This is a genomic window from Arcicella sp. GW458-12-2-14-TSB2 (assembly GCF_059423785.1).
In genome coordinates, this window is sequence record NZ_JBWKYN010000163.1 from 1 (window position 1) to 13,659 (window position 13,659).

Genomic DNA, 13,659 nt, shown 5'->3' on the forward strand with positions numbered 1-13,659 from the left:
AATCATAAAAAAACGGTCTAAATTAGTTTGTAGACCGTTTTTTATGCAATTTTAAAATTCGGGATGACTCATGTTTTCAACTTAACGCATCCTAAAAACTATAATAACTCATAAATACCAGCTACGCCTTGGCCGCCACCAACACACGCTGAAACCATTCCGTATTTTTGATTTCTTCGACGCATTTCGTTAAATAATTGTATAGAAAGCTTTGCCCCCGAACAGCCTAGCGGATGTCCTAAAGCAATAGCACCTCCATTGACATTAATCTTCGAACGGTCTAAGTCTAATTCCTTAATTACCGCTAACGATTGCGCTGCAAAGGCTTCGTTTAGTTCTATTTGGTCAATATCATTGATGTTCAATCCTGCCTTTTTCAACGCTAATGGAATAGCAGCCACAGGACCAATACCCATAATGCGTGGCTCTACGCCAGCCGTGGCATAAGTAACCATACGAGCGATAGGCTCAAGATTTAGTTCCTTCACCATTGCCTCTGACATTACCATGACAAAAGCCGCACCGTCAGACGTTTGTGAGGAATTACCAGCCGTTACCGTTCCTCCTGCTGCGAAAACAGGTTTTAGGTTTGTTAATGCTTGCATTGTTGTCCCTGCACGTGGGCCTTCGTCAGTATCGACTACATATTCACGGGTTTTCTTTTTGCCTGAGTTTGCATCAAAAAACGTTTCTTTTACCGTAATCGGCACGATTTCATCTTTGAATAATCCATTCGCTTGTGCTGCTAATGCCTTCGTATGCGAAGCTACTGAAAACTCGTCTTGCTCTTCACGAGAAATATTAAATTGTTCACGTACCTGTTCGGCTGTTAGTCCCATGCCGATATAATAATCAGGATGTTTCTGAGCAATTTCAAAATTCAAAGCCATTTTGTAACCCGTAGTAGGTACTAACGACATCGACTCTGCTCCACCTGCAATAATACAGTCTGCAAGACCAGCATGAATTTTAGCCGAAGCCAAAGCGATTGCCTCAATGCCCGAACCGCAGTAGCGATTAATGGTAAAGCCTGGAACATTTTTAGGCAATGATAACAAAGCGATATAGCGTGCAATCTGCATGCCTTGCTCTGCCTCTGGAACGGCATTGCCCACGATTAAATCATCTACACGCGTAGGGTCTAGGGCAGGTACTTGTGCCACCAAATGTTTGATAACTTCAGCCGCCAAATCATCTGGTCTTGTAAAACGGAAAACACCTCTTGGGGCTTTTCCAACAGCGGTACGATAACCCGCTACTATATATGCGTTCATTTTTTTTAGCTTTTTTATAGCTGTGTTATAGCTTTGAGCCATGAGCCTTCAGCTTTGAGCCATAGTGTACCTTGATTTTAATTGATTACTTTTAACAATGAAAGCTGTCAGCTCATAGCTTAAAGCTCACTGCTTAATCCTAATTCCTCAACGGTTTTCCACCATTTAATAAACTCTGGATACGCTCTAATGTCTTTTTCTCTGCTGAAAGCGACAAGAAAGCTTCACGTTCTAGGTCTAGTAAATATTGTTCTGACACCAACTGTGGATAACTCAAATCTCCTCCAGAAATCACATACGCTAGTTTTTCTGCAATCTTGGCATCATGGTCTGAAATATATCTACCCATTTTCATACCTTGAACTCCTGCTTTAAATAAGGCTATACCAGCTTTACCTTGTACCCTGATATCGTTGCGTTTTTTAGGCTGAGTATATCCTGCTTCTGCTAATTCAATGGCAGCTTGTTTGGCATCCGCAATGAGGCGAGAACGATTCAAGACAATCTCATCTCCACGGCGCAAATAGTTCATTTCATACGCTTCTTGTGCGGAAGTACTTACTTTTGCCATAGCTATATTCATGAAAGCATTTTGCAACGTATTTAGTTCAGGGTCACCATTTTTGTATAAATCTGAACAACGCAATGCCATTTCTTTCGTTCCACCACCCGCAGGAATTAGCCCTACACCTACTTCCACCAAGCCCATGTAAGTTTCTGCGGAGGCTACCACTCTATCAGCATGAAGATTGATTTCGCAACCACCACCCAATGCCAATGAATGTGGCGCAACAACAACTGGGATTGATGAATAACGTACCCGCATCATGGTTTGTTGGAACTGAGCAATCATCATGTTGATTTCGTCGTACTCTTGTTCAATAGCAAACATAAACAACATCGCCAAGTTGGCTCCTGCTGAAAATGCTTCTGTACTATCGTTTCCAATCACTAAACCACGAAAATCTTTTTCTGCCAAACTGATTCCTTTCTGAATGCCTTCTATCACGCCAGCACCAAAAGTGTTCATTTTTGAACGGAATTCTAAGCCTAAAATACCATCGCCCAAATCATATACGTTGCTCTCTGCATTTTTCCAGACAATGTTATTAGACAAGTTTTCTAGAATAATAAACGATTCCGTGCCAGGAATTACCTTGTATGATTTAGTTGGAATATCATAATACAAACGCTTTCCTCCTTCTCGTTTATAGAAAGTCTTTGCTCCCGACGCTAACATTTCGTGTACCCAGTCTGCTGATTTCATGCCTTCAGCTTCCATCAGCGCAAGTCCTTTTTCTACCCCAATGGCATCCCACGTTTCAAACAAGCCAATTTCCCAACCAAAACCTGCACAGATAGCGGCATCAATGCGGTATAATTCATCCGAAATCTCAGGGATTCTGTTGGTTACATACCTGAAACCATCTAAGATAGTTTTTCTATAAAATTCCCCTGCTTTGCTTTTGTCTGCTAATAAAACAGCAAAACGCTCTTTCAAAGGCAAGCTTTTAGTTTGCTCAAAAACTGCAAATTTTACTTTTTGAGAAGGCTCATATTCAAAGGTTTTTAGGTTCAAGGCTAAAATCTCTGATTTGCCATTCGCTCCTTTTATTTTCTTATAAAATCCTTGACCAGTTTTATCTCCTAACCATTTTTTCTCCTGCAACTTTTTCACCATTTCTGGCAAGATAAAAGTATCTTTTGCGTCGTCGTTGGTTAGTCCTGCATACAAATTATTCGAAACGTTGATGGTAGTATCTAAACCCACCACATCCGACAAACGGAAAGTTCCTGATTTCGGACGACCTACCACTACTGATGTCAACTTATCTACTTCCTCCACTGTCAATCCAAGCTCTTCTACTACCTGCATGGTTTTCATCATCGAATACACACCCACACGGTTAGCAATAAAGGCAGGAGTATCTTTACACAAAACGGTAGTTTTGCCAAGATAACGATCGCCATAATGCATCAGGAAATCTATAACGGTAGTATCGGTGTTTGGCGTTGGAATAATCTCCAATAGTTTCAGATAACGAGGAGGGTTAAAAAAGTGTGTCCCACAGAAATGTTTTTTGAAATCTTCCGAACGTCCTTCCGCCATTAGGTGGATAGGAATCCCAGAGGTATTTGAAGTAACCAAAGTACCTACTTTACGCAAAGCATCTACTTTTTCATACAATGATTTTTTAATAGCTAAATTTTCAACAATTACTTCAATTACCCAGTCGTATTGACTGATTTCGGCTAAATTATCATCAAAATTGCCCAGTTTTATTCTATTGGCAAAAGATGCAGAATACAATGCCGCTGGATTAGCTTTTAAAGTTTGTTGAAAGGCGTCGTTTACAATACGATTACGCACCGCAGGATGATCAGTGCTAAGCCCTTTGGCTTTTTCAGCATCGTTGGGTTCTTTCGGAACAATATCCAAAAGCATGACCTCAACGCCTATATTAGCAAAATGGCAAGCGATACGGCTTCCCATAATCCCAGAGCCCAAAACGGCTACTTTTCTAATTGAACGGTTCATGTTGTTTGTTTTATAAAAAATATAGGTAAAGTTAAATAAAAATAAATTTGTTATGCAAGCATACTATTTAATTATTTCTATCTTTCACAAAAAAACAAAAATCCCCACCAAGGGTAGGGATTTTGTGTATTAACCTTTTCTAAAAATTCACACGAATTGTGTAAATATTGTTTGTACTCGCTTCTTTTCGAATGAGTATTTATACTTTAAGTATATTCAATTCTTTTGTCATTAAATAATCCGTCTGTTCATCATCCCCTAACATAAAAACATGGGTTCCATTTATTTCAAACCCTTTACTTTTATAAAAGTTCAATGCTTTCAAATTATACTCCCATACACCCAACCAGAGCAGGTCACAGCCTGCAGTCTTTGTTTTTTCACAGCATTGCTCTAATAACAATCCTCCCAACTTTTGTCCGTGGAATTCCTTTTTAACATAGATACGTTCTAATTCTAAGGCATTTCTATCCGAAAATTCGCTTTTATTTACCCTAAGTTTAGCATACCCAACCGCTTCGTTATCAATTTCTACTATTAAAAAAATCGTTCCATCTGTCTGAATTTCAGATAATATCTGTGCTTGGTTGAAATGTTTAGTCAAATAAGCTTCTAGGTTCTCAGGAGTATTTTGTGCGCCATAAGTATCAATAAAAGTTTCTTCACTAATCTTACAAATCAAAGGTACATCTAAGTAATCTGCTTCACGAATTTGGATACTTTTACTCATAACAACAAGCTCTTTTAAACGTATAATATAATATCTACAAATAAACCATTTTCTATTTATAATAAAAAATGCTTAATTTATATCAACTTATGCTTTTTAGGCATAAGTCAAAACTTCTGCGCTTATCTATTTTTTTACTTCCTGACTCTTTAAATTTAAAAACAATGGATTTTAGACAGCTATCTTATTTTTTAGGTGTTGCTTCCGAGCTTCATTTTTCTAAAGCTTCCGAAAAGCTTTTTATTGCTCAACCTGCTTTAAGTCGGCAGGTTCAACAATTGGAAAATAAATTAGGAGTATTGCTATTCGAGCGAGACAAACGCAATGTAAAACTTACGCCCGCAGGCGAATATCTCAATAATGAAGCGCAAAAAATTCTGTCTCAATTAGATAATATCAAACACAGAACTCAACTGATTCATAATGGTGAAGAAGGCGAAATTAGGATTGGACACCCTGGTTCTGCTATTTATTCGGTCATTCCTCCGCTTTTGTCTGAACTAAGACTCCTCTTTCCTGCTATCAAAGCGAACTTATCAGAGATGTTAGATAGTTTTGTCATTGAAGCATTGAAGAAACATGAAATTGATGTAGCCTTTATCCGAGAACTTCATCCTGATAAAGACCTTACTTCTAAAATTATTTTTAAAGAGCCTTTTGCCTTAATTTTGCCCACATGCCATCCAATTAATGAAGATACCTTTAAAAGTTTGGCACAGGTAAAACATGATAATTTTATTTTACCGCCTCGCAATTCGAGTTCGGTTTACCATGATTTATTATTGCGACTTTGTGAACGAGAAGGCTTTTTACCCAATGTAGTCCATGAATCAAACTATGGGGCTACTATTTTAAAGTTAGTAGAGCACAATCTTGGCATTTCGTTAATGCCTATTTCTTACAAACATAGTTCGGCCATGAAAGTAAAGTTTATTGAGCTTAAAAATATTTCAGAGCAAACTAATCTCTCTATCATGTGGCGAAAAGATGATACTAATCCTGTGTTGCAGAATTTCTTAAAAATCGCTGATTCCTTAAGTTTTAGTGATTCACTTCCCATTAAATAATCTTTTAATTACCCATAAAATGGCAGCATTAGATAACATAGATTTAAAAATCTTACAGTTTCTGCAAGCAAATGCGTTGATGACCAATAAGGAAATTGCTGCAAGACTTAATTTAACAACAACGCCTATTCATGAAAGGATAAAACGCCTTGAAAGTGAAGGAGTGATTGAAAAATATACGGCTATTCTGAATAAATCTAAGCTTGGGAAAAGTTTGGTGGTGTTGGTGGATGTAACCTTAAAAGAGCATGCAGCTAGTTTTCTAGAGCAATTTGAAAAAGATGTTTTACTCTTGCCAGAAGTTGTAGAATGTTATTGTATTTCTGGAGGATCGGATTTCTTATTAAAAGTATTGGTAAGAGATATGGATGAATACCGCCATTTTATTTTACACAAATTAGCGACGCTCTCAAATATTGGAAATGCTCAAAGCAGATTTGTAGTCAACGAAATAAAAAGCCAAACGCCCGTGCCGATTGAGGTGATTTAGGAGTTGTGAGTTGTGAGTTGTGAGTTGTGAGTTGTGAGTTGTGAGTTGTGAGTTGTGAGTTGTGAGTTGTGAGTTGTGATAAGGAAGTCTATTCATGCTAAATGAGTTCCCCCAAAAATCACTTTATTTCACTTTTTCGAAAAAAATCACTAAATCACAACTCACTCATTCACAACTATTTTACCACAGGAGGAGTACTTTTATTACCCCCAAATACTGAGATGTTCACATATCGTTTTGGAGCTAATCTGAAATCGATTAAAAGCTTATCTAAATCAGCTATCGAACGGTTAAGGTTGGTATAAAGTGAATCATCTTTTAATAATTTACCCATCGAGCCTTGTCCTGCCTCTATACCCTGCATAATTTTTTGTAAGCCTTCTAAAGATTTTTGCGTAGTAGCTACAGCCTGACCTATCTTCAAGGCATTTAGCGAATCTGCCATGGTATTAAATTTACCAATCAAAGGCTTCAAGCTTTTTTCTGTTTCTATTAAATTATTAGAAAGGGTTCTCATATTAGCAGAGATACCAGCCAAATTACTTCTGTTTTCAGTAATTGTACTATTCAATGAAGCCGTTAAAGAACTTACCGAACGATCAGAGTTTTTAACAAAGCCATTGACAACCATTCCTGTGCTTTCAAAACTTTTAACAACTACACGTAGGGATTTTGTTAAAGAATCTAAGTTTTGAATCAATGGAAGTGCTTTTTCTTTAAGAAGATCGGTTACACCTGTTTCTGACGTAGACACTAGCATTCCTCCATCTTCAATGAATTTTCCAGAAAATTTACCCATCTCAATTCTGATTAACTTCCCTCCTAACAGACCATCAGAAGCTAGAATCGCTTGTGTACCTTCGGGCAATTGTAAGTCTTTTCTGATACTGATTACTACTTTTACTTTATTAGCATCACCTTTCAACAATTCTATTTCCTTTACTTGCCCAATTTTCATTCCACTTAGTGAAACTTGGTTGGCTGGTGTTAAGCCTTGTATATCTTTGTATATAATGACATATTTATTTTCTTGTGTAAAAAAATCTTTACCTTTTAAAAAATTAAATCCTAAGTATAAAATCACAAAGGATGTAAGGGCCAGTATGCCTATTTTGGTTTCTTTAGAGATGTTCATAAATGACTGTTGAAGTTTTTCAATTGATTATTAATAGGTTTTATTGATTTTTAAAACACACTATCAATCCAAACTTAATCCTCAATTTCTTCTTTATACGATTTAAATGCTTTAAAAATAGCCTCAGCTACTTCTCCTTGTCCCGAGCTTTTTGCTAAGTATTGCTCTTCATTTTTGTTTGTTAAAAAACCTGCTTCTACCAAAACACTTGGCATGGCTGTTTCCCAAAGTACTAAAAAACCTGCTTGTTTTACGCCGTAACTGTGCCTGTCAGATTTTTGTTTGAATTGTTTTTCAATTTTTTGTGCTAACTTGATACTGTTCATCATAAAGGCACTTTGATAATTTGCCATCATAATATGTCCAAGTGGTGAATTAGGATTAAAACCATTATAGTTTTTTTCATAATTAGCCTCTTGCAAAATTACTGAGTTTTCTCGCTTTGCCACATCAAGATTACTACTTGTTTTATGTAACCCCATTGTGTAGGTCTCAGTTCCAGCAAATTTAGCAGAGTGATGTGCATTACAGTGCACTGAAATAAACAAATCTGCTTTATTACGGTTGGCAATAGCAGAACGTTCATGCAAATCTACAAACACATCCTTTGTTCTGGTATAAATTACTCTAACTTCTGGATACTGTTCTTTTATTTTTTCACCGAGTTCTAAAACAATTTTAAGGGCAATTTTAGATTCGTTATTATTTGCTCCGTGACAGCCCGGGTCTTTGCCCCCATGTCCAGCATCCAATACTACTGTTCTTACTCTAGTCTGTAACAAAACAGGTCGATATGCTGGGTTTTCAACGAGTGAATATTGAAAAGTAAAACCACTAAGCGAGCAAATACAAGTGATTATTAAAAAACCTTTAACAAAGTTTAACATTATTTTCGGGTTGGTTCGCTATGTTCAAAAAGTAATAAAGTATTTTTGTGCGTTATTTAATAAAAGACAAATATAAATTTTAAAGACTTCTGAAAAAAGCAATCCACATATTCAGTATATTAATTAGCTTACTTTTAGGGCTTTTAACCACAAATCAGTCTTCTGCTCAGCGATTATTGGGCGGAAAGCCTTATAAACCTAAAGCCAATAAAGCTAGTGCAGTAATCCCTAAAGATACTGCTCGTTTAGATTCTACCAAGCTAAGTATTACAAAAAGCGTACCTGACTCACTTAAAAAAGAAAGTGACCTCACTACAACTGTTGTGTACTCAGCAAAGGATTCCACCATCATGGATACCGAAAACCAAATTGTATACCTATTTGGGGAAGCAAAAGTCACCTATGGAGATGTTTCTTTGGAGGCGAACTATATTCAACTCAACTGGGCAAAGAATGAAGTTTCGGCACATGGTACGAAAGATTCGACAACCAATAAGATTATAGGCAAGCCCATCTTTAAACAAGGCGGTGAACCTTATGATGCCGAAGAAATCAGGTATAACTTCAAAAGTAGGAAGGCCTTTATCAAAGGGCTTATTACTACTCAAGGTGATGGTTTGATACAAGGTGAGAAAGTAAAAAAGGATAATGAAGACAACCTTTATATCCGAAATGCTATTTATACTACTTGTAATCTTGAACATCCACACTTTAATATTAGGGCTACTAAAATTAAAGTAGTGGGTAAAAGAGAAATTGTAGCTGGGCCATTCCACTTTGAATTAAATGAAATTCCTTTGCCTATTGGCTTGCCTTTTGGTTTCTTCCCTTATAAACCTCCGCAAGAATCGGGCACTTCGGGTATTATCATGCCTACTTATGGTGAAGAACCGCAAGGCAGGGGTTTCTTCTTGCGTGATGGTGGCTACTATTTTGCATTGAGTCCTAATATTGGCTTGCGACTTACTGGAGAGATTTATTCAAAAGGTAGTTTTGGGATTGCTGCCAACTCTCAATACATCAAACGTTATCGCTATTCGGGTACTTTCAATGTGAATTTTAGACAAAGTAATAACGGTAGTGAGTTTGACAGACAAAAAAGAAATGACTACGGTATTCAATGGTCACACTCACCACAAAGCCGTGGAAATTCTAGTTTTTCTGCCTCTGTAAACTTACAGAGTAATTCAAATAGCCAATATAACAGTTTAAGCACGAGTAGCTATATTTCTACAGCATTAAACTCGTCAATACAATATTCACGCAATTTTGGACAAACTATTCGAACTAGTTTGAGCTTACAAGCCGACCAAAATACGGTAACGAAGGCGGTCAATGTAAATACCAATTATACGTTTGGCTTAAACCAATTTCAGCCTTTCAAAAAGAAAAATGCTGTCACAGACCGCTTTATTGACCAGTTCAGGGTGGGTTTAGACCTTTCAGGTACTTATGGTATTACGAACCAAGTAGCTTTAACCAACCGTTCGTACAATAACTTTGGTTATACCGTTTATAGAACGATTGATACATTAGACCTTGACCCAACCAAGCCGGTAGTTATAGACCCAAGAACAGCGGCTAACGCTAGTACTAACTTGGCACGAGATGGTGTAATTCCATTTAATTTATCAACCTTACCTGAATTATTAAAAAATGCTCAGTTCAAGGCTCAATACAGCATCCCGATTTCATTGCCTAATATTAAAATTGGTAAGTATATTAACCTAACCCCTGGCTTTAATTTTTCAGGGAATATTTATCAACAGAAATATAAATACAATTTCAAAGCCTTTAACGATAAAGCTGCTATTTATAGTAAAGATACTACTGCTGGCAAAGGGGCCGTCGAGATTGATACACTTCGGGGCGGGGCTTTTTATGCAGACTATACTTATGCTTTTTCAATGAGTATGAATACCCGTTTATACGGTACGATTAACTTCAAAAAAGGTAGATTACAAGGCATTCGTCATACGCTATCGCCTTCATTGAGCATAAATTATACGCCCGATTTTACAGACCCTAAATATGGTTTTTACCAAACGGTTCAAATCAATAATAGGGTTCATAAATACCAAAAAGGCGAAACCATTCCAAGTTCGTTGGCGGGACAAGAAACTCTTCCCGGCGATTTCTTGAACATTTCAAGTTTTAACCCTACCCAAACTAACCGTGGTAGCCAGTCAGGGGGTATTAGCTTCGGGATTCAGAATACTTTAGAAGCCAAGTTAAGGGCAAAGTCGGATACGGCTCAAAAAGAATCTGAGAAGATAATGTTGATTGATAATTTCTCATTCACGGGGAATTACAACTTCTTTGCTACACAGTTCAAACTTTCTAATTTGAACTTTTCGGCAAACTCTAGGGTAAAAAAGTTTGACATCAATTTTGGAGGTTCTTTAGATCCATACAAGTATGTAAACGATGGTTATTCTATATCAGGACGTAGAATAGATACTTTGTTAATTAACTTGGGCGAAGGTTTTGCAAAGTTGGCTAGCTTAAACCTTTCGATTAGTAAAAGCTTTAAGCCTGCTAGTGCTGATAAAAAGAAGCAGAACTCGAACGGTACTGAGGGACAAATGAGCCAAATCAATAGGAATATCAATGACTATGTAGATTGGTCTGTGCCTTGGAGTTTCCAGTTTGGTTTCAACTATAATATGAACAAAACGGGCTATGCTCCTGCTACTATCGTAAGTGCTTTGACTTTTAAAGGGGATGTAAAACTGACTGAGAAATGGAATTTTACCTTAAGTTCTGGTTATGACTTTGTGAATAAGGGTATTTCATTAACCAATATTAGTATTCATAGGGACTTACACTGTTGGGAAGCTAATTTCGACTGGACGCCGATTGCTAGTCCGTATTATGGTCGTTCTAGTACTTACAACTTTACTATCAGAGTTAAATCAGCCTTATTACAAGAACTAAAACTTTCGCGTAGAAATACTTTCTATGATAGAGGAGGTTTCTAAAAAATCCTTCTTCCATGCCTAGCTACGGACTTAAGTCTAGATATGAAAGAAGGACAAACATGACTCATCCCAATTTTTCTTAAAATAGTAAAGTTTTAGCATACTATTGGTAGGAAATATGCACTGTACTAATGCATAGTATTTTTTGAGTGGAGAAGATGATTGATATGCTTTGTCTAGGTTAATATCATAACTATTACACTAATCAGATAAATATGCATTTGTCAGTGTTTGCTTTTATCTTTTTTGTTTTGTAGTTATATTTTATACACAAAAAAACCTCCTTAGATAATTTGAGATGTGGTTATTCTCTAAATTACTAAGGAGGTTTTTTATATTAATATTCCCGAAAATTTTGGGTGACTAATATGTTAATTCCTATTTGGTAATACTAAAATACTTTTATTGGATCGAAGTATGCTTTACTAATCACATACCAATCTGGGTAAAGTGTTCCTCCACTCTCAGCCCATAAACCGAACTCGTTATAAGCATCAATAATAGGTACTGTTTCTAAAGGATACTTAAAGTCACTAGGTAAATCTATAGCCCAAGGCAACAACTTAGCGTTTTTATAGTAAATACCTGAAGATGGCACTGAAGCGTCTTGACCTGTACCAAACAATGACATATTTGCTTTAGAAGTTGGTGCCATGTTTGGTAAATGAACCTCTTTGCCTCTATCATTTGCCGAGAACAAGAACGGATTGTATGGTGCCACACCTAACGTTGTCTTACTAATCGGAGTCGTAAAGCTAATGGTTAATCTTAAAGTATCATTTGGTGCAATTACTGAAGCGCCTTTCGATGTATTAATAAAACCTCCTGACGATTTCATTTGTTTGAATGCATTATCAAAAGCAATAATGGTAGCATATTTTTGCCCAGCTTCTGTACCATTGCTTGAATTTGTAATCATACCTTGTGTAAGCGACTGACCTGATACTGATTTAACAAGTGATGGATCAATTGGTAATTGGAAGCCCCAACCATTGATGTAACTTGCACCAATCGCTTTAATATAAAACTTACCTTTTAAATCAACTACTTGGTTCTGTGCATTCAAGACTTCTTGAAATTGGTAGTTAATTACTAAGTCGTTCATATCATAGTCACCTTGTAATGGCCATAAATCTTCATAAGCCAATGTACTATAAGTATCACTTCCTGGAATATAATTGTTGATTGCTCTCGCAGGGTCTGTTGGGTACTCATCACGACTATCACCTACACCATCACCATCTGTATCTTTTGGACTATCTACAATCGGTACGTTGTTAGTATCAATCGCTTTGATTGGGTTAGAAGTCGCAAAGAAAATAGCATCATTAAAATCTTGGTCACAAGAAGAACTTTCTCTTTGAACGTCTTCAAAAGCCAGTACCATTCTTTTTGTAGATGGCTCATTCAATACGATTAAGTGACGACGAAGACTTTCTTTGCTTTCTACGTTAAGAACATCATGCGAGAAGTGAGCATAATTACCAGTTCCTACTTTACCTGACGAGAATGCATCAGCCAACAATACAAAACCAATGCCTGTACCTGCTGGGAACTGACCAATTTTAACTTTATCTCCTGATGTTAATGCTCCACCTGATCCTTTGTAAGAAACGTTAGGGAAAACAACTGTCATTTTAGAAATGTCTGCAGTAGTTTTAGGAGGGTTAAGTGGATTGAATGTGTAATATCCTAATGTATTTTTCCAACCAGCACCTTCGTGAACAAATGTTACCCAAACATCAGCAGCTTCAGTAATGTATAAGAAGTTACGGTTGTTATTATTCAAAAAGTCTGGGTGAGCTACCGGCACTGATTTAGACTCTGGTAAACTAGCATTAACATATTCTAAAAACTGGCTAGTGATTGGGTCTCTGTCTTTCTCAAGATAAGCAGGTAAACCATCACTGTTCCAAGAACCTAAGTAAGTAATAAGTGGATATGTTTGTGCAGTAGTGCCTTCTAATCTTGCTGCTTTTAGTGGTTGTTCAACGCTTTCAGAAGCAGTAGGGTTATTTCCACCAAAATTCACTTCTGAGGTAGTACCACTCAATGTAACAATTGTTTCAGAAGGTAAACCGATATAATTTGGTTTTACCGATATTTTAGTAACATAAGTAGGTATTTTTTGATTTAAGCTGAATACACCATTTTTCAATGTAATACCTTTGAACAAAAGTACATTTTCAGGATAACTATAAACAGACATAATTACGCCCGAAATTGGGTTGTTCATATTATCGTAAGCACCTATTTTAAAAGTAATCTCTTTTGAAGTATTAAAATTAAAGCCTTTTGGAACATTTAGTTTATCCATGGCTGCAGCAGCAGGATCAATTGTTGAACCGCTTTCATTAGGTAAGCAACCACTCAATAAAGTAGACGTTACAACCAAAATTATGAGGTAATAAAAAGATTTCATGATGTAATATTTAAAAAATGGAGGAAAAAGTTTTATAAATGTATTTAGCGATAAATATTGTTGCTTGATTTTTCAAAAACGTTCGAATCAATTGAATTAAGACACTTATTAAGTAAAATCACTTAATTAATGAC

Annotated in this window: 9 protein-coding genes; 3 read left to right on the forward strand and 6 right to left on the reverse strand. The window is 36.6% G+C overall.

The features are described from left to right. Positions 1-98: 98 nt before the first annotated feature. From AC07XN_RS19155 to AC07XN_RS19165, 3 genes are all read right to left on the reverse strand, one after another. Positions 99-1,274, reverse strand: coding sequence for an acetyl-CoA C-acyltransferase (locus AC07XN_RS19155; RefSeq protein ID WP_492800643.1), 1,176 nt, complete (start codon positions 1,272-1,274; stop codon positions 99-101). Positions 1,275-1,413: 139 nt separating this feature from the next. Beyond that, on the reverse strand, positions 1,414-3,813 hold the full coding sequence (locus tag AC07XN_RS19160; RefSeq protein ID WP_309913217.1) for a 3-hydroxyacyl-CoA dehydrogenase/enoyl-CoA hydratase family protein: 2,400 nt from the start codon (positions 3,811-3,813) through the stop codon (positions 1,414-1,416). Positions 3,814-4,012: 199 nt separating this feature from the next. Then, positions 4,013-4,543, reverse strand: a complete 531-nt coding sequence (locus AC07XN_RS19165) for a GNAT family N-acetyltransferase (RefSeq protein ID WP_494744210.1) — start codon at positions 4,541-4,543, stop codon at positions 4,013-4,015. A gap of 164 nt (positions 4,544-4,707) precedes the next feature. Here AC07XN_RS19165 and AC07XN_RS19170 point away from each other — a divergent pair, with 164 nt between their 5' ends. Both AC07XN_RS19170 and AC07XN_RS19175 read left to right on the forward strand, forming a co-directional pair. Next, a complete protein-coding gene (locus AC07XN_RS19170; protein WP_309913210.1) occupies positions 4,708-5,610 on the forward strand; it encodes a LysR substrate-binding domain-containing protein in 903 nt (300 codons plus the stop codon). Positions 5,611-5,629: 19 nt separating this feature from the next. Continuing rightward, positions 5,630-6,100, forward strand: a complete 471-nt coding sequence (locus AC07XN_RS19175) for an Lrp/AsnC family transcriptional regulator (RefSeq protein WP_309913206.1) — start codon at positions 5,630-5,632, stop codon at positions 6,098-6,100. Between the two features lie 175 nt (positions 6,101-6,275). On the opposite strand, the gene AC07XN_RS19180 is transcribed toward AC07XN_RS19175, so the two are convergent. Further along, entirely contained in the window at positions 6,276-7,235 is a 960-nt protein-coding gene (locus AC07XN_RS19180) for an MlaD family protein (RefSeq protein WP_309913173.1), read from the reverse strand. A gap of 74 nt (positions 7,236-7,309) precedes the next feature. Beyond that, the gene (locus tag AC07XN_RS19185) at positions 7,310-8,122 is read right to left on the reverse strand and encodes an N-acetylmuramoyl-L-alanine amidase family protein (protein ID WP_309913171.1); all 813 of its coding nucleotides are present in this window, start codon (positions 8,120-8,122) and stop codon (positions 7,310-7,312) included. Positions 8,123-8,298: 176 nt separating this feature from the next. Here AC07XN_RS19185 and AC07XN_RS19190 point away from each other — a divergent pair, with 176 nt between their 5' ends. Beyond that, positions 8,299-11,103, forward strand: a complete 2,805-nt coding sequence (locus AC07XN_RS19190) for a putative LPS assembly protein LptD (protein ID WP_494744211.1) — start codon at positions 8,299-8,301, stop codon at positions 11,101-11,103. Positions 11,104-11,494: 391 nt separating this feature from the next. Here AC07XN_RS19190 and AC07XN_RS19195 read toward each other — a convergent pair whose 3' ends face one another. Beyond that, positions 11,495-13,525 (reverse strand): LruC domain-containing protein, encoded by a 2,031-nt coding sequence (locus AC07XN_RS19195; RefSeq protein ID WP_494744212.1) that lies wholly within the window; start codon positions 13,523-13,525, stop codon positions 11,495-11,497. Between the last annotated feature and the right edge of the window lie 134 nt (positions 13,526-13,659).